The sequence below is a fragment of the Vreelandella venusta genome (assembly GCF_044809155.1).
Classification (GTDB): domain Bacteria; phylum Pseudomonadota; class Gammaproteobacteria; order Pseudomonadales; family Halomonadaceae; genus Vreelandella; species Vreelandella venusta_B.
Window position 1 is genome coordinate 3485648 of record NZ_CP085241.1, and the last position, 21986, is coordinate 3507633.

Sequence of the window (21986 nt, forward strand, 5' to 3'; positions counted from 1 at the left end):
ACAATTATTCCTAAATGATAATGCGTTTGATAAATATTTTTATTTGTTTAGAATTCGCCTCTGCTGATTTATCTACCTATCGCTAAGTCCATGGGCGGGAGAGGCACTATGTTTGAAGTGAACGCCGCGGGCTTTCAGGTTGCCAATAAAGTGCTGCTACACGCCACTACCACTACTTTCTTACCCGGCCAGGTATGCGGCTTGATTGGCCACAACGGCTCAGGCAAGTCCACATTACTAAAACTGCTGGCGCGCCAGCAGCTCGCTTCTCACGGCGACATTCGTTTTGCGAAGCGCCGCCTTAGCGATTGGGGTCAGCGTGAATTCGCCCGCCAAGTGGCGTATCTACCTCAGCACCTCCCCCCTACCGAGCACTTAACCGGCCGTGAACTGGTCGCGATGGGGCGCTATCCATGGCACGGGCTACTAGGCCGTCACACCGCTAAAGACCACGAAGCCGTCGAACAGGCGCTTATACTCACGCACACAGAGGCACTGGCTGGCCGGCTGGTGGATACGCTCTCCGGTGGCGAACGCCAGCGCATTTGGCTCGCCATGCTACTTGCACAGGGAAGCCAATTTTTGCTATTGGATGAGCCCCTCGCCGCGCTCGATATTGCCCATCAGGTCGAGGTATTAGCCCTTATTCAACGGCTATCGTACGAGCTTGAATTAGGCGTCATCATCGTGCTGCACGATATTAATATGGCCGCCCGCTACTGCGACCGCCTGGTCGCACTGCATAGCGGTCGACTCTTAGCCGATGGCCCCCCAGCACGCTTAATGCAGCGCGACACATTACACGCCATCTACGGCATCGATATGCGTATCGTGCCTCACCCCACCTCTGAACGTCCGATTGCCGTGGTGGCTTGATGCGCACGCGATTGCTTCATCACCTTCCGGTTTTTTTCATATTTTGGGGTCTGATGCTCGTCAGCACCTTAAGCAGTGCCGCATCGCCACGGTGGGCCACGCTGGATTGGACGCTCGCCGAAACGTTGATCGCGCTGGACGCACCGTTAAGTGGCGTAGCGCAAATTGATGCCTACCACGCCTGGGTCGATGAACCGCGTGTCCCAGAAACAGTGGTCGACTTGGGATTGCGCACCCAGCCTAACCTAGAGTTACTCGCCAACTTGTCGCCTGATGCCATTTTTATCTCGCCCATGTTCAGCAATTTGACCGCGCGACTATCGCGCATCGCACCCGTTGAGCCGCTGCCGCTTTACCAGCCAGACAGCGATACATGGCATGAAATGCAGGTGCTAACACGAAAGCTGGGTGAGCAGGTCGACCGCGAGCGGCAAGCAGAGGCCCTGATTGCGGCAACACAAGCGCTAATCGGCCGTCTGAAAGCCCGCGCTCCGACCACCGCCCCTTTATTGATGGTGCAGTTTATGGATGAGCGTCACGTCCGGGTATTTGGCAAAAACGGCCTCTATCACGCTGTTTTAGAGCAGCTGGGCATTGCCAATGCCTGGCAAGCGCCCACCAACGCCTGGGGCTTTTCCCTGGTGGGTATCGAGGCGTTAGCCGCCTACCCAGATGCCCAGCTGGTGGTGGTCGAGCCTCTTCCCATTGGCGTCGAGGCAGCGCTGGCCAACAGCGGCCTATGGCAGCACTTACCCAGCGTGCGCGAAGGACGCGTCATCACCTTACCGCCGGTGTGGAGTTTTGGGGCGCTGCCTTCTGCACAGCGCTTTGCACGCACGCTGGTGTCCGCCCTGGAGGCAGCGCATGACGATTAATGCGTTAACGTCTAGCGGGCCAACGCGCTATCAACCCAGCGTTTTGACGCTGATGTTAGCCGCGCTGACCGCACTGCTTATCGTTTCTGCGCTCTCGCCTGTTGCACTTAGCGAGGCGGTTCGCCAGCTTTGGTCATTAGACGCGCCGTTATCGCCAGCGCTTGCGGTCATCCACTTTAGCTTCTGGCCACGGCTTGCGATGGCCCTGCTAGCAGGCGCTGGCTTGGGATTAGCCGGGGTATTGATGCAGCAGGTGCTGCGTAACCCGCTGGCCTCCCCCACCACGCTGGGGGTTGCCAGCGGTGCCAACCTTGGCTTGATGATGGCCACACTATTCGCTCCTGGGCTGTTGGAGTGGGGGCGCGAATGGGTAGCCCTTGCGGGCGGTGCCGCGGCCATGGGCGGCGTTTTTCTCCTCGCTTGGCGTAGTGAACTCTCTCCCCCCGTTGTCGTATTGGCGGGGCTGGTGATGAACCTCTACGCGGGCGCCTTGGGCATGGTGCTGCTACTGTTTCACCAAGAAGCGCTTAAGGGACTTTTGATATGGGGAGCTGGGTCGCTGGCACAAAATGGTTGGCATGACCTTAGCTTCCTGTGGCCTCGCCTGCTGCTCGGTGCCTTTGCAGCGTTATTATTGCTGCGCCCGCTGCAGCTACTCACACTGGATGATGCGTCAGCGCGCAGTCTCGGTGCTTCACTCAAAGTGCTCCGCCTGGCTGGACTCGGCGTGGCGGTTTTTATGACTGCCTGCGTTGTGAGCGTGGTGGGCATTATCGGGTTTATCGGTTTAGCCGCTCCTAACTTGGCCCGGCTCGCAGGTGCCCGGCACCTGGGCGAACGCGTTATATACGCCATGCTGTTAGGCGCCTTACTCTTAGCCAGCACAGACTTAGCCTTACAGCAGATTCCTAACATGCTGCCAACGTTAATCCCCACGGGAGCGGCCACGGCGGCGCTAGGCGCGCCGCTATTGCTGTGGTTAATAGCGCGTTTACCGCTGAACACTCCAAGCGCAGCGCGTGGGTTACCAGTACACGTCGCTTCTCCTATAGGACGCCGTAGCGGCATTCTCATAGGGCTAACGCTACTCAGCGTGCTGGTTGCCCTGCTGTTAGGCCAAGGCGCGAAGGGCTGGTTTTGGGTCGATGCAGACAGCTTACACGTGCTTCAGTGGCGCTGGCCTCGCCTGCTGGCCGCTGCAAGTAGCGGGGTGTTGCTCGCTCTCGCGGGTACACTGCTGCAGCGCGTGACCTCCAATCCCATGGCAAGCCCTGAGGTTCTAGGTGTCAGCGGTGGCAGTGCCATCGCACTGATCGTCGCCATCTACACCGTCTCCTCACCCAGCCCCGCTATGCTCTTAGCCGTCGGCACACTCGGCGCACTCGTGACGCTGGGGATCTTGGTTCTCTTTAACTACCGAAGTGGGTTTACACCGTCTCGCCTGCTGCTCACTGGCGTGGCCATCACCGCGCTGTTTGATGCGGTGCGCGCGTATATTCTTGCCGGTGGTGACCCTCGCGGCCAGCAGGTGCTCGCCTGGCTTTCCGGCTCAACGTATTATGCGACGCCGGCAGGCGCCCTCGGTATCACCGTTATCGCCGCCTTGGGTATCGCCTCTACCCTACTCTTTTGCCGCTGGCTGGCGATTTTACCGCTTGGCGGCGAGGCGGCAACCGCCATCGGCTTACCCCTGCGCCGCGCCCGTCTCTCGCTACTCGCCGTTGTCGCATTGCTCACCGCTAGCGCCACGCTGATTGTCGGCCCACTCACGTTTGTGGGGCTGCTCGCACCGCACCTTGCCAAAATGCTGGGGTTTCAACAGGCTCGCGCGCACCTACTAAGTGCCGCGTTAATAGGAGCACTTATTATGACAAGTGCTGACTGGCTTGGGCGTCAGTGGCTATTTCCACAGGAGATCCCCGCAGGATTGATCGCTTCATTGATTGGCGGCGCTTACTTCATGTGGCGGCTTGCGCGCATGTAAGACTCTACCCAGCGCTACCTAAATACGCTAAGTTAACTGGATAATTAGAGTTAGCAAATTTAGCGAGGGAGCGCGATGACATTAGCCATTGTTGCCACACGCGCAGGCGTTGGCTTGGAAGCACCGGCGGTACATGTGGAGGTTCACTTAGCCAATGGGTTGCCGGGGCTAACGCTGGTGGGGCTGCCGGAAACCGCCGTGAAAGAGAGCCGCGAGCGGGTGCGCAGCGCACTGATCAACGCGGGCTTTGATTTCCCCAACACCAAGCGCATCACCCTGAACCTTGCTCCGGCGGATCTCCCTAAAGAGGGCGGCCGTTTTGATTTACCGATTGCCCTAGGCATTCTTGCCGCCTCGGGCCAAATTCCGGTCGATGCGCTGGAAGGCATGGAGTGCGCGGGCGAGCTAGCGCTGGATGGCAAGCTGCGCGCCGTGCCCGGCGTGCTGCCGTTTGCCCTCGCCACTCGCCGCGCCAACAAAGCGCTGATTATTCCTCGCGCCTGCGCCAATGAAGCGGCGCTGGCAGGCGACTTACCCGTTCTGCCCGCCGACTCGCTTTGGCAAGTGGTGGCTCATCTACTGGGGCAGGAGAAAATCGCTCCCCACCGGCTCGCTTCGTCGGTTACATCCACAGCCCCCATGGCAGATTTAGCCGATGTGCGTGGCCAGCACCAAGCGCGGCGCGCGCTGGAAGTGGCAGCTGCTGGCGGCCACAACCTGATTTTGGCAGGGCCGCCAGGCACCGGCAAAACCATGCTCGCCAGCCGCTTACCGGGCATTCTGCCGCCGCTTTCAGAAGAAGACGCATTAGAAGTTGCCGCGATCCGCTCCGTATGCGGGTTACCGCTGGAAGCCGACTGGGGCCAGCGCCCCTTTCGCCAACCCCACCACAGCGCCAGCGCCGCCGCACTGGTGGGCGGTGGCTCTAAACCCAAACCCGGCGAAATTTCATTGGCGCACCACGGCGTGCTGTTTTTAGATGAGCTGCCGGAGTTTTCCCGCAACGTATTAGAGGTGCTTCGCCAACCCTTAGAAACGGGCGTTATCCACTTAGCCCGCGCCAGCCACGAGCGCCGCTACCCGGCACAATTTCAGCTCGTCGCCGCAATGAACCCTTGCCCCTGCGGGCACTTGGGCGATCCGCGGAGCCGCTGCCAGTGCAGCGCCAGCCAAATTCAGCGCTACCAAGCGCGGCTTTCAGGCCCACTTCTTGACCGCATCGACCTACAAGTGGAAGTGCCCGCGCTACCGCCAGAACAGCTCACCGCCCAAACCCAGGGCGAGCCTTCAAGTGCGGTGCGGGAGCGCGTGATGGCCGCGCGCGAACGGCAGATGGCCCGAGGCGCGCTTAACAGCCAGCTGAGTGGCAAAGCCTTAGAAGCGGCCTGCGCGCTTAACGACGAAGAGCGCGCCTGGCTGGCAGGCGTGCTGGAAAAGCTCAAGCTCTCTGCCCGCGCTTACCACCGCGTGCTGCGCGTCGCGCTCACTCTGGCGGATCTACAGGGCGAACCCAAGCCCAGTCAACCACACTTTATCGAAGCCATCGGCTATCGGCAGCTGGATCGCATGCTCAAAGGGGCTTAGCGGACACGCTCGACAAAGTGATCCAGCGCCTCAAACAGCACATCGCGGATAGGCTCCGCCTCATTGACGAGGTGGTGACGTGCATCGGGATGACGATGAACTTCAGCGTTGGGAAACTTCTCCTCCAGTACCGTTAGGTTCCACTCCCAGTCAACGGTGAGGTCCTGCTCGCCCTGCAAAATAAGCGTTGGCAACGGGTTGGGTTCCAGCGCCAGCAATCGCGGCATCCAGCGGCGCATGGCGGTAATCCAGGCAACGCTTAACCGCTCAGGCTGCAGTGGGTCTTGGTCGCGTAGAAACGCTGTAAACTGCTCATCAGTCGAATTAGGGCGGTACTTACGTGGCAGCTCTTTTAAAAAAGGGCTGGCAATGAGATGCAGCCAGCTGGACTGACTCCAGCGCCAGGGGCGCACTAACGGCGCCAGTAGCACAATCCCCGACCAGCCTGATGCTTCCCGCCGGGTAAGCGCATCGGTTGCCAGTATTGCCGCCCCGGTGCTTTGCCCAACCCCCAGCCACGGCTTCGGCGCCATGCCCTGAACTTGCAGGGCGCCCTGCAAATGCATTAAGCAGTGCTGATAATCGTCAAAGTCTTCAATTTCTGCCCGCGGGCCGCTGGAAAGCCCGTGACCCGGCAAATCCCACAGCACCACCCGCCACCCCTTCGCCAACAGGCAGCTAAGCAAATGCCGGTAAAGGCCCAAGTGGTCAAAATAACCATGAATAACAAACGCAGTGCCTGTAGGTACAGGCGGGCTCCATACCTGGCACCACAGCGCAAACCGGCCCGTATCAATGAATCCGGCGTGGACTTCGCTTGTGTCATTAAGCAGCGCTTCTAAACCGTAATGGCAAAAATAGTCATTGACCGCTTCTGTAAGCGCGTCGCCTGGCTGTAAGCGTGAGAGCGATGACTTGCCTGCTGCTTGGCGAAATAAGCCTTCCAGATGTTGGAAATTGTGCATCAACGTCGCTCCATGAATGCCATCTTCCATTGGCCGAGAGTCAGGCAACTAGGCTACCTTTCTCATCATTTGGTCGAGCATTTTGCCGCTTTAAAGAGTAGGCTGTTTACATGTCCGTTCAGATATGGAAGTATTTTCCATAAATATACCTTTACCCTGACCGTGGAACTTTCCTTAACCCACGGGCACCTTCACAGGAGAGACCCCATGAGTGAGCGTATCACGCGTCACCGTTTACAGGTGGCAGCCGACTTAGACCGCTTCATCAACGAGCAGGCGCTGCCGGGGACTGGCGTCGACGAAAGCGCTTTTTGGGCCGGTGTCGATGCCTTGTTTCATGATTTGACCCCCAAAAACCGTCAACTACTCGAAAAGCGTGATGCGCTGCAAGAGAAGCTCGATACCTGGCACCGTGAAAACCCCGGCCCGGTTAGCGACATGCCTGCTTACCGCCGCTTTTTGAAAGAAATCGGTTATCTCGTCGAGGCACCGAACAGCGTAAAAGCCACCACTGCCAATGTTGACCGTGAAGTCGCTTCTCAAGCCGGCCCGCAGCTGGTCGTACCGGTAAGCAACGCCCGTTATGCGCTCAATGCGGCGAACGCCCGCTGGGGCAGCCTGTACGATGCGCTGTACGGCACCGATGCGATTTCAGAAGAAGACGGCGCTGAGAAAGGCACCAGCTTTAACCCCAAGCGTGGCGCAAAAGTGATCGCCTACGCGCGCGGTATCTTAGATCGCGCAGCGCCACTAGCAACCGGCTCGCACCGGGATGCGATTAAGTACGTTATTCGCGACGAACACTTAGTGGTCACGCTGGAAGGCGGTCGCGAAACCGGTTTGAAAGATTCTGGCAAACTGATCGGCTTTAACGGCGACGCTGCTGCCCCAGAAGCGATCCTGCTGGCCAACAACGGCTTGCACCTGGAAATTCAGATCGACGCCAGCCATCCGATCGGTAAAACCGACCCAGCCCATGTAAAAGACGTGGTGGCAGAAGCGGCGTTGACAGCCATTATGGACTGCGAAGACTCCATTGCTGCCGTCGACTCTGAAGATAAAGTCGGTGTATATCGCAACTGGCTCGGCCTGATGAAGGGCGATCTAGAACAGAGCATCGATAAAGGCGGCAAAACGTTTGTCCGTAAGCTCAACGATGACCGCACGTGGAAAACCACCGATGGCGGCAGCGTCACGCTGCCCGGTCGTTCGCTGCTGTTTGTGCGTAACGTTGGCCATCTGATGACCACCCCAGCGGTGCTGGACGAGAATGGCAACGAGCTACCGGAAGGCATCCTGGACGCCGTGGTCACCTCGCTGATTGCCCTGCACGACCTGAAAAAAGACGCCGACCAGGCACGCAACTCCCGCACTGGCTCGGTGTATATCGTTAAGCCGAAAATGCACGGCCCGAAAGAAGTGGCCTTTGCCAATGAGCTGTTCTCCCGTGTGGAAGACATTCTGGGCATGAGCCGTGACACCCTCAAAATGGGCATCATGGACGAAGAGCGCCGCACCACGGTCAACCTGAAAGCGTGTATTGCTGAAGCCACCTCTCGCGTTGTGTTCATCAACACCGGCTTCCTCGATCGCACCGGCGACGAGATGCACACCGCCATGGAAGCCGGCCCGATGGTTCGCAAGGGCGATATGAAGAGCGCTGCATGGATCTCTGCGTACGAGAAAAACAACGTACAGATCGGCTTGGCCTGTGGCCTGCGCGGCCGTGCCCAAATCGGCAAAGGCATGTGGGCCATGCCCGACCTGATGCACAACATGCTGGAGCAGAAAATTGGTCACCCGAAAGCCGGTGCCAACACCGCATGGGTGCCGTCGCCTACCGCTGCAGCACTACACGCCCTGCACTACCATCAGGTCAACGTCACTGATGTTCAGCGCGAATTAGAAGCCCAAGGTGAGCCCGACTACCTCGACGACCTGCTCACCGTACCGGTAGCGGAAAACCCCAGCTGGTCGGATGAAGAGATCCAGCAGGAGTTGGACAACAACTGCCAGGGCATTCTGGGTTATGTCGTTCGCTGGGTAGAGCACGGCGTAGGCTGCTCGAAAGTACCGGATATCCATAACGTCGGCTTGATGGAAGACCGTGCTACGCTGCGTATCTCCAGCCAGCATATTGCCAACTGGCTGCACCACGGCATTGTGGACGCAGCACGGGTGGAAGAGACACTCAAGCGTATGGCGAAAGTGGTTGATGAGCAGAACGCGGGCGACCCCACCTACACCGCCATGAGCGCCGATTTTGAAGGCTCTACCGCCTTTAAAGCGGCTTCAGACCTCGTCTTCAAGGGCCGCGAACAGCCTTCTGGCTACACCGAACCGCTACTCCACGCGTGGCGTCAGGTGCATAAAGCGAAGTAAACGCTGCGCGCTGACTAGACAATAGTCGCTAAAAGCCCCTCATGGTCTCGCACCTTGAGGGGCTTTTGTTTAGCTTAATAACATGCTTACGTTGACGTTAACGAAACCCATGACAGGAAAATAACAATGACCGTAATGACCGCCGAACAAATCGAACGCTTCCTTGATGATGTATTTCCTCAGCGCATGGGCAAGATAGAAAGCGTCGGTGATATGTGCGCCACCATGCGCTTAACGATTGGCAATGAGCACCTTCGCCCTGGCCCGCGCGTTTCTGGCCCCACCATGATGGGCTTCGCCGACGTGGCGCTTTACGTGGCGATTTTGGCGCAAATTGGCCCGGAAGCCATGGCGGTCACCAGCGACTTAAACTGCCATTTCCTGCGGGCCGCTTCTGGTGATCACGACATCATCGCCCACGCCAAGCTAATCAAGCTGGGCCGCCGCCTTGCGGTAGGTGAAGTGCAGATTTTTTCCGCCAGCGACGAAACCAAGCCGGTCGTTCATGTCACTGCCAGCTATGCATTACCTGCCTCCACGTAACGTTGGTGCTCCTGGCATCGTAATAAACGTTATTTCTTTATATTCTCTCCAGCTATATGCATTTTCATTAAAGGCATTGACATCCAAGCCGATAATCGTGGTACCGATTGATTACGCCTTACCAGGCTGCAAGGAACACTCTTAATGACCAACGCTTCTTTTTCTCACCATATTGCGCGTACCGATAGACTCATGTGGTGGCCGTTAGGTTTTATAGCGCTCTTATGCTTGGTCGTGGGCGTTTTCACTCATACGCTGATGCTCGTTACCGTGGTCGGAGTGGTGACGCTTCCACTCACCTATCTTCTCCAGCAAAAGCTCACTGGGCACATTGCCAATGGGTTCGTTAAAGCCGCGGTCATGATGGTTTGGGCTGCGACGCTCATCGAACAAAGCGGCGGTATGATTGAAGCTCATTTCAGTATTTTTATCCTACTGTCGGTATTAATTCTCTACAGCGATTGGCGGGTGATCGCCGTTGGCGGGTTGGTCATTGCGCTGCACCATGTGCTGTTCACATGGCTGCAGTATCAAGGCGTTGTGCAGCTTTACACCAGCATGGGCGACATGGACAGTATGGCCCACGGCGAAACGACTCACGGCCCGATAGACTTACTATACTGCTTGCTGATGCATGGTGGCGCCGTGGTCGCCCAGGTCATTATTTTGGGCTACCTGGCCAAAGTGCTGGAGAGAATGGTGAAGGAAAGCCTGCATGTCAGCCGCTTTGCCGTTGCCGCAGGTGGTGGCAAGCTCGATATGGTGTTTAGCGATACAGAGCAGCAGTTGCCCGCGGTGGCCGCCGTCATCAATATGCGAGATCAGGTTGCTGAAAGCTTGCGCAAGACACAAACCGCAGCAAGCCAAGTCACCGATTACGGCCAACACCTTTTTACGGCCCAAGAGCAGCTGCGCACGCAAACAGCGCGTAATAGCAGCCAAACGGAACGCATCTCTACCGGCACCGCTGAATTAGCAGCCACTACCCGCGAAACAGCTGAGGAGTCTCGGCACATTCGCGAGCTGGCCAACCAAGCTGAGAACGTCGCTCGTCAGAGTGGCGAGCAAGTCGAAGAGATGCGTGAAATGATGCGCCTCATCCATCAGCATGCGGGGCATGTCCATGAAATGCTCAGCGAAATTGACAACATTACGTTTCAGACCAACCTGCTTGCCTTAAATGCCTCGGTCGAGGCGGCACGCGCAGGGGAACACGGTCGTGGCTTTGCTGTTGTTGCCAATGAAGTCCGCACGCTGTCGAAAAACACTCAAACCACGGCCGCCAAGATTCGGCAAACGATTGGGGTAACCACCGCGCAGGTCTCTCAGGGTGTCACCCAAACCCAGACGATTGCCGACACCACACGGTCGCTCACCCAGAGCTTTGAGCAAGTTTCCATGCGCTTAACTAATATGGACAACGCGTTACAACAGCAACACCAGGGCGTTGAGGAGCTTGAGCAGAGCGTTAATGAAATTTACAACGCGTTAGAGCTATCCCGTGAGGCGGCCGACAGCTCGCACCAAATGGCCGAGCAGCTATCGGGCACCGCTGACGCCCTCATGCGCGCAGTGAGCGGCTTTACACTGCCCGCATCCTCAAGCACGCCTGCAAAACAGATGCTCATCGCATCCAATACGCGCTAAACGATCAGTTGAAACTGGCAAAATAAGCAGCGCAGCCCCCTTCGATGACCATCGCTGGGGGCTGCGCTTTTTTATACCGACTTGACCTTAAGGCGGCACCGGGTTCTACGCTAATGGATAGTCCATTGTGTTCGTAACTGACCAAGAGGTTATTCATGGCATCAACGACTCAGCCTACTGCACGCGTTTATCGGATGAAAACGCCGGAACACATGTGTCCTTTCGGCCTTAAAACCGTCGATCTGCTCCATCGCAAAGGCTTCAAGGTGGATGACAACCTCCTAACCTCGCGGGAGGAGATCGACGCGTTCAAAGCGCAGGAAAACGTGGACACCACCCCCCAGGTGTACCTGGACGATGAACGTATCGGCGGGTATGAAGAGCTACGCGAGCACCTAGGGATGAGCGTACCCGACGCGGATACCACCACCTACCGTCCCGTATTGGCGATTTTCGCGACTGCGCTACTGATTGGCTTTGCGATTAGCTGGACTGCTCAAGGCACGCTATTCACTGCTCGTATGCCGGAGTATTTCGTTGCCACGGCAATGGTGCTGCTGGGGCTACAGAAGCTACAAGACGTTGAAAGCTTCAGCACCATGTTTCTCAACTACGATCTACTTGCCCAGCGACACGTACCCTATAGCTACGTTTACCCCTACGCTGAAACACTAGCGGGCCTCTTGATGCTGGCGGGCGCACTGATTTGGTTCGCCGCGCCCCTGGCCCTGTTCGTCGGTACCGTCGGGGCCGTATCGGTATTTAAAGCGGTATACATCGATAAACGCGAGCTTAAATGCGCCTGCGTAGGCGGTAACAGTAACGTGCCATTGGGGTTTGTATCCCTCACCGAAAACCTCGTGATGATGGGCATGGGACTGTGGATGCCACTGCGCATGCTGCTGACGTGAAGTGTCGGTTGCAAACGCTCTAGGAACGGCTGAAAATCGCCACTCCTCCCAGCGTCAGCCAGCCTGCCATCAGTAGCAGCCCACCTACGGGGGTCACGACCCCCAAGCTCAGCCCTGCCAAAGCCATCAGGTAGAGCGAGCCTGAAAAAGCAAAGACTCCTAACGCCCAAAGCGTTAGCACCACACGCTGCCCAGCCAGCGGGCAGCTGCTGCGCCACGCCAATACCATTAACATCGCTAGCGTATGCCAGGCTTGATAACGTACGCCGGTTTCTACAATATCCACCATCGCCATGCTGGTTCGCGCTGCTAACCCGTGGGCCGCGTAGGCACCTAGCATCACCGTCACGGCGCCAGAGAGCGCCGCTAAACACAACCAAAACCTATCGACTCGCTGCACGCCTCGCTCCTTAGCGTCATATTGATAAACAACAATGGCCTATAAAAGCGTTCAGATATTCGCGCCACTGCATACCTTGCACGGTGCTAAACCGCTACAATAGCAAACGTTTTGCCTCACAATCATGGGACGTTCACCGTTTATGTCTACCCTCAATGAGTCAATACAGCTTACGCTCAACGGCGAACCCTACGCCATTGCTCCCCGCCTAACCGCCGCCGACCTGGTGGAACAGTTAGGCCTCAGCGGACGCCGTATCGCCGTCGAAGTTAATGAACAGATTGTGCCCAAAAGCCAGCTGGCCGCCACTCCGTTAGCGGATGGCGACCACGTCGAAGTTGTTCACGCCATTGGCGGCGGCTAGCGCTGCCTTACGCTTGTGTTTTTCAAGGATTTGCCATGACGCAACTGACCGATACACCGTTCACCATCGCCGGACGCGACTTTAGCTCTCGCCTGCTTGTTGGCACCGGCAAGTACAAAGACTTTACTGAAACCGGTGCAGCCATTGCCCAAAGTGGTGCTGAAATCGTCACCTTCGCCGTGCGCCGTACGAATCTTGGTCAGGACGCCGACGCGCCGAACCTGCTGGATGTCATTTCGCCCAAGCAGTACACCCTGCTGCCCAATACGGCTGGCTGCTACAACGCCAAAGATGCGGTACGCACCTGCCGCTTGGCCCGCGAACTGCTGGACGGCCACAACCTGGTCAAGCTGGAAGTGCTCGGCGATGACCACACGCTCTACCCCAACGTGGTCGAGACGCTAAACGCTGCGAAAACCCTGCTGGCCGACGGCTTCGACGTGATGGTGTACACCAGCGACGACCCGATTGTGGCACGGGAACTGGAAGCCATGGGCTGCTGCGCTATCATGCCGCTAGGCTCGCTGATTGGCTCGGGCCACGGCATCCAAAATCCGCATAACGTTCGCTTAATTGTTGAACAGAGCAGCGTGCCGGTGCTGGTCGATGCGGGGATCGGTACCGCTTCTGACGCCGCCATGGCTATGGAACTGGGCTGCGACGGCGTACTGCTCAACACCGCCATTGCCCACGCCCGCGACCCGCTGCGTATGGCCAACGCCATGAAGCTAGCCGTAGAAGCTGGCCGCGATGCGTTCTTAGCAGGCCGGATGCCGCGCCGCCAGAGCGCCGACCCATCTTCGCCTTTTGCAGGCCGAATTAACGGCTGATACAGAGACACCATGACCGATACGAACGACACCGCGCCCGAGGGCAACTCCACCGGCCCCGAAAGTGCCGATGCGCCGCTGCACCGTCGTGGCATTAAAAGCTATGTGATTCGCGCCGGGCGCATGACCCAAGCCCAAAGCCGCGGCCTGGAAGAGGTGTGGCCGCGCCTGGGGCTAACCATTGCCGATGGCCGCCAGGATTTAGACGCCCTGTTTGGTCGCCAAGCCCCCCGCGTGGTGGAAATTGGCTTTGGCATGGGCAATTCACTGATTGAGCAGGCCGAAAGCCACCCAGATACCGACTTTATCGGCATCGAAGTGCACGCCCCCGGCGTTGGCAAACTGCTGGACGAAGTGGATAAACGCGGCCTGACCAATCTGCGCGTTTACCGCGAAGACGCCCTGGCAGTGTTAGAGCAGTGCCTGCCCGAAGGCTCACTGACCACTCTCCAACTGTTCTTCCCCGACCCGTGGCCGAAGAAGAAGCACCACAAGCGGCGCATTGTGCAGCCTGCGTTTGTGGAGCTGATTCGCACGCGTCTCAAGCCCGGCGGCACGCTCCACATGGCCACCGACTGGGAAGCCTACGCCGAGTGGATGGCGGAAGTGATGGAAGCCGCCCCCGGCTATGCCAATACTGCCAGCGCCGAAACCGCGCCTTACGTACCGCGCCCAGCGTTTCGCCCGCTCACTAAGTTTGAAGCGCGCGGCGAAAAACTGGGCCACGGCGTATGGGATTTAATCTACCGCCGCGGTGTTTAACCACCGCGATTAAAAGCCACTAAGCGTCGTTTACATTCGCTTATCGTAAACGACGCGATGCAGCGTGCCGCTGCCACTGGCAAAAGCATCTATATTCGCCACTGTCGTTTCGGCGATATTCGTTAATGCCTCGTCGGTAAAAAATGCTTGATGCCCGGTGATCAGCACGTTGTGAAAGGTCGTTAAGCGCATGAACTGATCATCATCTATCACTTTGTGGGATAGATCTTCGAAGAACAGCTGCTCCTCCTCTTCGTACACATCCAGTCCTAAGCGGCCAATTTTGCCGCTCTTCAGGCCAGCGATCACCGCCTGGGTATCCACCACCCGGCCACGGCCGGTATTAATTAACATCACACCCTGTTTCATTTGGGCGATAGCATCTGCGTTAATCAGGTGCTCGGTATCGGGTGTTAACGGACAGTGCAGCGAAATGATATCCGCCTGCGCATAGAGCGATTCCAGCGGCACATACTCTATAAACGACTCGGCATTCGGGTTCGGAAACGGATCGCTGGCCAACACCCGGCAGCCAAAGCCATGCATGATATTGGCAAAAATCAGTCCGATGTGCCCCGTACCAATCACGCCCACGGTTTTACCAAACAGATCAAACCCCAACAGGCCATCCAGCGCGAAGTTGCCCTCGCGCACCCGATTGTAAGCGCGAAACGTCATCCTGTTCAGGCTCATCACCAGCGCTACCGCGTGCTCAGCCACCGCATGGGGGGAATAAGCAGGCACGCGTGCCACGGTGATGCCAAGCCGCTCGGCGGCGGCTAAATCCACGTGGTTAAAGCCCGCTGAGCGAAGCGCCACTAGCCGCGTGCCGCCAGCGTGAAGCTGCTCAAGCACAGCGCTATCCAAGTGATCATTAACAAAGGCGCACACTCCATCAAACCCCTTCGCTAACGGCGCCGTGTCGTCGGTCAGCCGCGCATCGAAAAAGCTTAGTTCGTGTCGGTTCTCAGCATTAGCGCGAGTTAGAAACGTTTGATCGTAGGGTTTAGCGCTAAAGACGGCAATGCGCATGACGGTTTCTCCAGACTCTTAATTAGCGCTCAGCATCTGATTAACGCTAAGCGTGACATAAGACATTATCTGCCCAACAGTGACAAATAAGCGTAACGGTGATCAACAAAGAGAAGGGTAGCTAGAAAAAACGAGTCGCTAAAAAAAGAAAGCCGCTCCAAGGGGAGCGGCAAAAGACCGTGACTAGCAATGAGAGGGAGAAACCATGACAGAAAACTGGTGATAATGTTTACCAAGCAGCTGTCGTGGCTGCCAACGTCTCATCAAACGCTGACCATCACAATATAATCATTCTCATTTAACTCGTCAACCTAAATGCGAATACTTTTTATTTATTTTTAGCTACACCACTAATCTCAGCCACAGCGGCAACGTCAACATGGCCAACAGCGTTTGCCCCGTAATAATCGCGGCCATCATTTCGGCGTCGCCGCCCAGCTGCCGGGCAAGGATATAGGCCGATGTTGCCGTCGGCAGCGCGGCAAATAGCAGCGCGACATCGCGGCTGACAGCATCCAATCCCAACAGCCAGGCCAGGCACAACACAAATGCCGGCATTAAGAGCAGTTTAATGCTGTTAGTCGCCACCACCCCTCGGTCAACCCTTAGCAATGCCGATGGGCGCAGTGCGACGCCAACCGCCACGAGCCCTAACGGCAATGCCGCACCGCCTAGAAGCTCCATAGTGTCTTGGCTCCAACCAGGCAGACCTACCCCCGTCAGATTCAGTGCGATACCTGCCAAACAGGCCAGTATTAACGGGTTTTTCGCTAGCGCTATGGCGCTTTTACCCAAACCTGCGCTTCCCAGGGTGCCTGCAGCGACAAAACTGGCAACGCACATCACGTTAACTACCGGCACCATGATGGCGACGGCCACTGCTGCCGTTGTGGCGCCGAGGCTGCCATGAAGCGCAGCGGCACCGGCCACCCCCACGTAGGTATTAAAACGCACCGCCCCTTGAAACACCGATGTAAACGCTGCGGGCGATAACCTCAACCAATCGCGAAAATACCATAGCCCCAGCCCAAATAGCCCCATCGCGCCCAATAGCACCAGCGCCAACCGCACTACGGGCACTTGGCTGACATCTGCGGTAGCCAGTGTGCTGACCAACATGGCCGGAAACAGCATAAAGTAGATTAAGCGCTCCATTTGCGGCCAAAAAACGCTGTTCGGCCAGCGCCCATAGCCAATGGCCGCCCCTAAAAGAATCAATAAAAACAGCGGCCCTAGCGCACCGGTAATACTCCCCATGGTGGTTCCTTAGTAAGTGCGACATCCCAGCACAGCCGATAAACGTACGATTGCTGTTACCATGAGCCAAACTCCCGCCTCACGGCCTGCGTAGCGATTATTCTGCCATGAAGAAATTGTCTAAACCTGTTTACTTTACGGGTTTTCCCGCGCTTAAAGTGCTTATTCTTGTGACCGGCTTAGCTCTCGCCGCCTGCACATGGTACGTATTTGCCAATTGGCTGCGAGACGATGGCGATGTCACCTGGTTCTCACCCAGCACGAACTGTGATCTTCACGCTCACCCTTGCTCTGCCATGCTAGGCGACAAAGGCCGTATTACGCTAACCGTGGAGACCGACGGGCGTATTGAGGCACTGGAAATTTTGCCGCTAGAGGTCCATATAGAGGGGATTGATGCCCACCATGTTAGCGTTGATTTCATTGGTCGCGACATGGATATGGGCGTGCACCGCTTTGGATTAACCGCCGCGGCGCCGGGGCATTTTCATGGTCAGGGGCAAGTCGGTATTTGTACGCAAGCCGTTATGCCCTGGCGTGCGCGTGTCATACTGGATACCCCAGAAGGCAAACTGGGCAGTTGGTTCGACTTTGACGTGATTCGGAGTTAATAGCATGGCAGCTAGAACAAAACGTAAACCTTTATGGCTTGGCCTAGGCCTGTTAGCCGCGCTGGTGGTGGTTAGCCTGATCGGCCTCTACCAAACAACCTTAGAGAGCGATAGCGCTGAACCGGTCGGCGGAGCCATTGAGATGCCCTCCACTCAAGAAGGTGACTTCTCGCTCTCACAACTGAATAAAGACGACATTGCCATTGTTTCGTTTGGCTATACCTACTGCCCGGACGTTTGCCCAATGAACCAAGCCGTTAAGCGCCAAGCGCTAGCCCAACTAAGTGACGCCCAGCGTGAGCGCGTGGTGCCGCTAATGGTAACGGTTGATCCCGAACGCGACACACTGCCACGCATGAAAGAGTATATGCAGTTCTTTGGTGATGCATTCATCGGATTGGTGGGCAGCCAAGACCAGCTGGAAGATGTAGCGGCACGCTACGGGGTTATTTGGCGTCGAGTTGAAGCGCCTGATTCAGCGATGAGTTACACCATCGACCATAGCGCTTCGCTCTTCCTGGTAAACCGTGAGGGTGAAATTTTGCAGCGAGTGCTCTACTCGCCCACGCCCCACGGCTTATTATCAGCATTGGAAAACGAACTGGACGGATGAGTGTTGATACCGCGTCACTCCTCTTGTACTGGCGCGCTCTCCTCCGTCACCTCACCTTCTAGCCTGTCCAGCATGGCCATTAATGCCTTAACTTGCGTGCCATCGCGGGTATCATGCAGTGGATTGATCTGCCAGGTGCTTTCAGCAAACCCCCACCAGTCCCAGCAGCCTTGGGGGTTCGCCATACTGCTTTCAGCCTGAGGGTATAACACCACCTGCTCGTTCTCTTCCGCCCAACGATTCAGGCCACTGTGACGAACAAAAGTATCGCCGATGGCATCAACACTCATTTGGCAGCCATGCAGCGCGACTGTCACGGGGCAGCCGCCCGCTTCACACGCTTGCGGTATAAAGACGTAGCCTGTGTCCGCCAGCCCTTTTTCCTCGAACTCTGACTGATCGAACGCGACTAACGCACCGCTGCTCGGCGAAGAGGAGCGCTCAGGGTAGAGCCATGACAGCATCTCGTCTGCGACGTCTTCATCACAGGCAAGCACGTGGCTGCCTCCACCCTGGCGACAGCCGCCAAGCGACTGAGGGCTAGCATTTGACTGTTTGGGCAATGTGATCGGCCAGCCATGCCCCGTGTTCTCGCTGCGTACAAACCGCACCTGCTCTGAAGACGCCAGCCAGCGCTGCCACTGTTCGGCTAACAAGCTCCCCAGTTCTGGAGAAACTGTGTCATCTTCATCACCGTGCCATATATAGGCACGCAATTGAGCAAGTGCACCGCGCTCCCCCACCTGCTCAAGCGACTCGTAACGCTCGCGCCGCTGATCCAGTGTATCCAGAGACGGCACTCCACGGCGGGTGTTCATACACTGATTAAGCGCCAAACTGAGCGCCCCCTGGGCACAGCCCCAAGGCCCCGCCGCTAATACGCCGACGCCACTAAAGCGCTCTGGCCAAGCCACTGCCAATTGCGTGGCCATGTAGCCGCCAGACGAGACGCCAACTACGCTCGCGTGGCCGCTAGCGGCACTGAGTGCAGGTAAGTTCTCTGGCTCATCATCATCTTCGGCGAAAGCAGCGGCGCTGCTTACCAGTAGCAGCGCGCCCAAAAAACACGACGTAGCAGCAGCGGAACGTATCATTTACTCAACGCCTAATAGCTCAACGCGGAACGTCAGCATCTCATTCGGCCCAATAGGCCCTTGGCCACCTTCACCGTAAGCAAGCTCGGCAGGGATATACAGCATCCAGCTATCGCCAACGCTCATCAGTTGGAGCGCTTCCTGCCAGCCTTCGATAACTTGGTTGACCTGGAAGCTCACCGATTGGCCACGCTCAAAAGAGCTATCGAATACGGTGCCATCGAGCAGCATGCCTTCGTAATTCACTTCAACGGTGTCTTCAGCGCTCGGCGTTGTGCCGTCACCCGACTCAAGCACTTCGTACTGCAAGCCTGAATCCGTTACTTCCACCTCATCACGCTCGGCGTTTTCAGCCAGGAAAGCTTCACCCTCTTCCAGATTCAGCTGGGCGATTTCAGCGGCTTCCTGTTCACGAGCCTGCATCGACTGTGCCTGGAACGCCACCAGCGCTTCCATCATCTCTTCTTCATTAAGCGCTAAGTCATTGCCCTCAAAAACATCGCGCATACCATCCGTGAAAGCGTCGAGATCAAGGTCTTCGATATCGGCCTGCATGCTTTCACCTAAGGTAACCCCTAAGCTGTAAGCAAGACGCTGTTCGTCCGTTTCAGGTGACGCCGCGGCAAAAGGTGCCACCAGTAGTAACCCTGTTAAAGCCGTTGAAGAGAGCAATACTTTCATGAACAAACCTTATTCAGAGGCGCAGTACGCCAAAAATTGAGTGCCTTAAAGACTAACACCCGCCGCCCCAGGCTGCATTACCTGAAACGGCGGGTGATGGTCAGACCACATAAGTAAGCAGAGGTTTAACGTATTACACCACCAATGTAGGGCAGTGTGCCGCGCCTGCCACGCGCTGAGAGACGCTGCCCAGCAAGAGGTTCTTCTCGCCATTGGTACCCTGAGCGCCAATCACAATAAGATCGCACTCTCGCTTACGGGCAAAACGCACAATCGTGCGCGACGGGCGCCCGCCCTTAACAAAGGCCCTGACCCTAGCGCTGTCGGCACCTAGCTCAATCGCGTAAGATTTAGCGTGTACGGCGATTTCAGTCGCGTACTCCTTAAGCGCATCATCGGGCAAATCCAGTTTGTTAGGCCGCACCATGGAAAGCGACGCTTCCAGCAGACTGTGGTGTTTAAATACGCACAGTAGATAAAGCTCAGCGCCGGTCAACATATGCAGTCCGATAGCTTTTTCAAGTGCCTTGATTGCCCCTTTTGAGCCATCCACCGGCACTAAAATGCGGTTAAACATGCGCGTTATCCTTGTGGTGGTTTAGCGGAAGGCAACATCACGCAAGAACAGTGCAATTTGCGGAAACATAATCAGCAGCGCTGCCGCGAAAATCAGTATGAAAATAAACGGCGGAGTGCCTTTGATAACTTCCCAGTAGGGACGCTTAAAGATCGCAATGGCGGTAAAGATATCGCAGCCAAAGGGCGGTGTTGCTGAACCTATCGCCACCTGTAGCGTAATCAAAATACCGACCAGAACAGGGTCTAGGCCGGTTGCCGCGATCGCAGGCGCGAAAATGGGCGTCAGCACTAGAATCACCACGATCGGGTCAACGAACATACAAGCGACAAAGAAAGAGATGCAGATGGCAATGAGTACACCGGTAGGCCCAGCTTCGTTTACGCCTACCGCTTCCAAGATCATTTGTGGAATCTGCGCAAACGAGATAATCCAGGAGAACCCATTACCCACGGCGACTAAGATGAAAACTACTGCGGTAATTAAGCCGGTGGATTTAGCAATCGCGTAAATATCGTTCATCTTGAGCGAGCGGAACACGACAAACTCAAGCAGGACGGCATATAGCACGCAGGCTGCTGCTGCTTCCGTGGGACTAAAAATGCCCCCGTAGATACCACCTACGATAATGACGGGAAAACCTAATGGCCATAGCGCTTTTTGTACGGCAACAGCACGCTCTTTCCAGCTGGCACGGGGTTCAGTCGGTACATCTTTTACCACCGCATAAATAATGCAGTAGACGGAAAACATAAACAGAATGAGAAGCCCTGGCCCAATACCCGCGATAAACAGCTCGCCAATTGAGGTGCCCGAAATAACCCCGTAGATGATCATGCCAATACTTGGGGGAATCAAAAAGGCGATATCGCTCGCGTTGATGATCAGCGCCAGCGTAAAAGGATCAGAATAGCCCGCTTTCAACATCTTAGGCCGCAGAGGTGAGCCTACCGCGACAACGGTTGCCTGGGTAGAGCCAGAAACTGCACCAAACAGCGTACAAGACGTTGCTGTACTGACCGCCAGCCCCCCTTTTATGTGGCCTATAAACGACATCACCATGTCGATAAGACGATTAGCAGACTGGCCACGCGTCATAATATCGGCCGCTAGAATAAACATCGGTACCGCAATCAGTGACGCAGGACGGATACCCGCCATCATCTGCTGGATTAGCGTATCCATTTGGCCGAAGCCGTTGAACATCATATAAAAGCCGATCGCCGCTGCTGTGATTAGCGGGATCATCATAGGAAAGCCCAGCAGCAGCAGGGCAATCATGGTGACTACCATTATCGTCGTCATAGCGTTCCCCTAGGGTGCAAGCCCTGCTTTACACTTCTGTTTCGGTATCTTTGTAACCATCAACCACCCCTGTAGAGAGATATACATCCCGAGAGGTGAGATTTTTAATGGCCGTTAACAGGTATTGAGTGCCCGTAATCAAGAACCCCATCGGTACCCAGATATAAATGATCCAAATAGGTAACCCGAGAGACGGCAACACACGGCCTTTACTTTGCAGGTCAAGGATGTACACCACGGAGTAGTAGAGCAGGAAAAACATGACAAGAGAGGTAAATAACGAAATAACCACCATCAGCACCTTCCTCCCTCCCACGGGTAGGGCATCGTAGATGGCTGACATGCGAATATGACGACCATGGCGGGCGGCGTAACCGATCCCCGCAAAGGTAATCATAATGATCAAAATACGGTTTAATTCACCTGAGAACATAATACTGTTGCCAAACACAAAGCGGGCAACAACGTTGGTGACCGTATTCAGCGCCATTAGCAAAACCCCCATCGCCAGTATCACTGACTCGATTTTGCTAATTGCAGTGTCGATCACGCCCAGTATGCCGGGCAAACCAGAGCTGTAATTCTTTTCGGATTCTTCTTCGGTCATGGCCGATCTCCTCTTAAGCAGCGTGGCAACTAGCTATTTAAGACAAACTAGCGTTCTTCCTTAACTGACCACCGAACGGAGCGTGT

Annotated in this window: 22 protein-coding genes; 13 read left to right on the forward strand and 9 right to left on the reverse strand. The window is 56.3% G+C overall.

Features of this window, described 5'->3' with window-relative positions; genetic code table 11:
* Positions 1 to 108: 108 nt before the first annotated feature.
* From LG301_RS16110 to LG301_RS16125, 4 genes are all read left to right on the forward strand, one after another.
* A complete protein-coding gene (locus tag LG301_RS16110; protein WP_404472155.1) occupies positions 109 to 876 on the forward strand; it encodes an ATP-binding cassette domain-containing protein in 768 nt (255 codons plus the stop codon).
* 53 nt (positions 877 to 929) lie between these two features.
* Positions 930 to 1751: an ABC transporter substrate-binding protein gene (locus LG301_RS16115; RefSeq protein WP_404472156.1), complete on the forward strand. Its 822-nt coding sequence runs from the start codon at positions 930 to 932 to the stop codon at positions 1749 to 1751.
* Positions 1741 to 3735 carry a Fe(3+)-hydroxamate ABC transporter permease FhuB gene (fhuB, locus tag LG301_RS16120; RefSeq protein ID WP_404472157.1) on the forward strand — a complete coding sequence of 665 codons (1995 nt, stop codon included), beginning with the start codon at positions 1741 to 1743 and terminating at the stop codon, positions 3733 to 3735. The genes LG301_RS16115 and fhuB overlap by 11 nt, the downstream gene beginning before the upstream one ends.
* Positions 3736 to 3810: 75 nt before the next feature.
* Entirely contained in the window at positions 3811 to 5319 is a 1509-nt protein-coding gene (locus tag LG301_RS16125; protein WP_404472158.1) for a YifB family Mg chelatase-like AAA ATPase, read from the forward strand.
* On the opposite strand, the gene LG301_RS16130 is transcribed toward LG301_RS16125, so the two are convergent.
* On the reverse strand, positions 5316 to 6284 hold the full coding sequence (locus tag LG301_RS16130; protein WP_404472159.1) for an alpha/beta hydrolase: 969 nt from the start codon (positions 6282 to 6284) through the stop codon (positions 5316 to 5318). The two genes, LG301_RS16125 and LG301_RS16130, sit on opposite strands and share 4 nt — an antisense overlap.
* Positions 6285 to 6491: 207 nt before the next feature.
* Between LG301_RS16130 and LG301_RS16135 the strand changes: the two genes are divergently transcribed.
* The 4 genes from LG301_RS16135 (at position 6492) to LG301_RS16150 (ending at position 11767) form a co-directional block, all read left to right on the forward strand.
* A complete protein-coding gene (locus tag LG301_RS16135; RefSeq protein ID WP_404472160.1) occupies positions 6492 to 8666 on the forward strand; it encodes a malate synthase G in 2175 nt (724 codons plus the stop codon).
* 126 nt (positions 8667 to 8792) lie between these two features.
* Entirely contained in the window at positions 8793 to 9209 is a 417-nt protein-coding gene (locus tag LG301_RS16140; RefSeq protein WP_404472161.1) for a PaaI family thioesterase, read from the forward strand.
* Positions 9210 to 9353: 144 nt separating this feature from the next.
* The gene (locus tag LG301_RS16145) at positions 9354 to 10856 is read left to right on the forward strand and encodes a methyl-accepting chemotaxis protein (protein WP_404472162.1); all 1503 of its coding nucleotides are present in this window, start codon (positions 9354 to 9356) and stop codon (positions 10854 to 10856) included.
* Between the two features lie 155 nt (positions 10857 to 11011).
* Positions 11012 to 11767: a glutaredoxin gene (locus LG301_RS16150; protein ID WP_404472163.1), complete on the forward strand. Its 756-nt coding sequence runs from the start codon at positions 11012 to 11014 to the stop codon at positions 11765 to 11767.
* Between the two features lie 19 nt (positions 11768 to 11786).
* Here the strand turns inward: LG301_RS16150 and LG301_RS16155 are convergent, their stop codons facing one another.
* A complete protein-coding gene (locus LG301_RS16155; RefSeq protein WP_404472164.1) occupies positions 11787 to 12167 on the reverse strand; it encodes a DUF423 domain-containing protein in 381 nt (126 codons plus the stop codon).
* A gap of 142 nt (positions 12168 to 12309) precedes the next feature.
* On the opposite strand from LG301_RS16155, the gene thiS reads away from it, so the two are divergent.
* From thiS to trmB, 3 genes are read left to right on the forward strand one after another with little or no spacing between them, the layout of a single operon-like run.
* A complete protein-coding gene (gene thiS / locus LG301_RS16160; protein WP_263066786.1) occupies positions 12310 to 12531 on the forward strand; it encodes a sulfur carrier protein ThiS in 222 nt (73 codons plus the stop codon).
* 35 nt (positions 12532 to 12566) lie between these two features.
* On the forward strand, positions 12567 to 13361 hold the full coding sequence (locus LG301_RS16165) for a thiazole synthase (RefSeq protein WP_404472165.1): 795 nt from the start codon (positions 12567 to 12569) through the stop codon (positions 13359 to 13361).
* Between the two features lie 12 nt (positions 13362 to 13373).
* Positions 13374 to 14123 carry a tRNA (guanosine(46)-N7)-methyltransferase TrmB gene (trmB, locus tag LG301_RS16170; protein ID WP_404472166.1) on the forward strand — a complete coding sequence of 250 codons (750 nt, stop codon included), beginning with the start codon at positions 13374 to 13376 and terminating at the stop codon, positions 14121 to 14123.
* Between the two features lie 30 nt (positions 14124 to 14153).
* Here the strand turns inward: trmB and LG301_RS16175 are convergent, their stop codons facing one another.
* Positions 14154 to 15155: a 2-hydroxyacid dehydrogenase gene (locus LG301_RS16175; protein ID WP_404472167.1), complete on the reverse strand. Its 1002-nt coding sequence runs from the start codon at positions 15153 to 15155 to the stop codon at positions 14154 to 14156.
* Positions 15156 to 15497: 342 nt separating this feature from the next.
* On the reverse strand, positions 15498 to 16412 hold the full coding sequence (locus tag LG301_RS16180; protein ID WP_404472168.1) for an AEC family transporter: 915 nt from the start codon (positions 16410 to 16412) through the stop codon (positions 15498 to 15500).
* A 107-nt stretch (positions 16413 to 16519) separates the two neighbouring features.
* On the opposite strand from LG301_RS16180, the gene LG301_RS16185 reads away from it, so the two are divergent.
* Together LG301_RS16185 and LG301_RS16190 are read left to right on the forward strand one after the other, a co-directional pair.
* Complete coding sequence (locus tag LG301_RS16185; protein WP_263066771.1) at positions 16520 to 17023, forward strand: hypothetical protein; 504 nt, start codon at positions 16520 to 16522, stop codon at positions 17021 to 17023.
* Positions 17024 to 17027: 4 nt separating this feature from the next.
* Positions 17028 to 17636, forward strand: coding sequence for an SCO family protein (locus LG301_RS16190; RefSeq protein WP_404472169.1), 609 nt, complete (start codon positions 17028 to 17030; stop codon positions 17634 to 17636).
* A gap of 14 nt (positions 17637 to 17650) precedes the next feature.
* On the opposite strand, the gene LG301_RS16195 is transcribed toward LG301_RS16190, so the two are convergent.
* From LG301_RS16195 to LG301_RS16215, 5 genes are all read right to left on the reverse strand, one after another.
* A complete protein-coding gene (locus LG301_RS16195) occupies positions 17651 to 18730 on the reverse strand; it encodes a PHB depolymerase family esterase (protein WP_263066767.1) in 1080 nt (359 codons plus the stop codon).
* A complete protein-coding gene (locus LG301_RS16200) occupies positions 18731 to 19411 on the reverse strand; it encodes an FKBP-type peptidyl-prolyl cis-trans isomerase (RefSeq protein ID WP_404472170.1) in 681 nt (226 codons plus the stop codon).
* Between the two features lie 133 nt (positions 19412 to 19544).
* Positions 19545 to 19988: a universal stress protein gene (locus tag LG301_RS16205; RefSeq protein ID WP_263066764.1), complete on the reverse strand. Its 444-nt coding sequence runs from the start codon at positions 19986 to 19988 to the stop codon at positions 19545 to 19547.
* A 21-nt stretch (positions 19989 to 20009) separates the two neighbouring features.
* A complete protein-coding gene (locus tag LG301_RS16210) occupies positions 20010 to 21293 on the reverse strand; it encodes a TRAP transporter large permease (protein ID WP_404472171.1) in 1284 nt (427 codons plus the stop codon).
* 28 nt (positions 21294 to 21321) lie between these two features.
* On the reverse strand, positions 21322 to 21900 hold the full coding sequence (locus tag LG301_RS16215; protein ID WP_404472172.1) for a TRAP transporter small permease: 579 nt from the start codon (positions 21898 to 21900) through the stop codon (positions 21322 to 21324).
* Positions 21901 to 21986 lie beyond the last annotated feature (86 nt).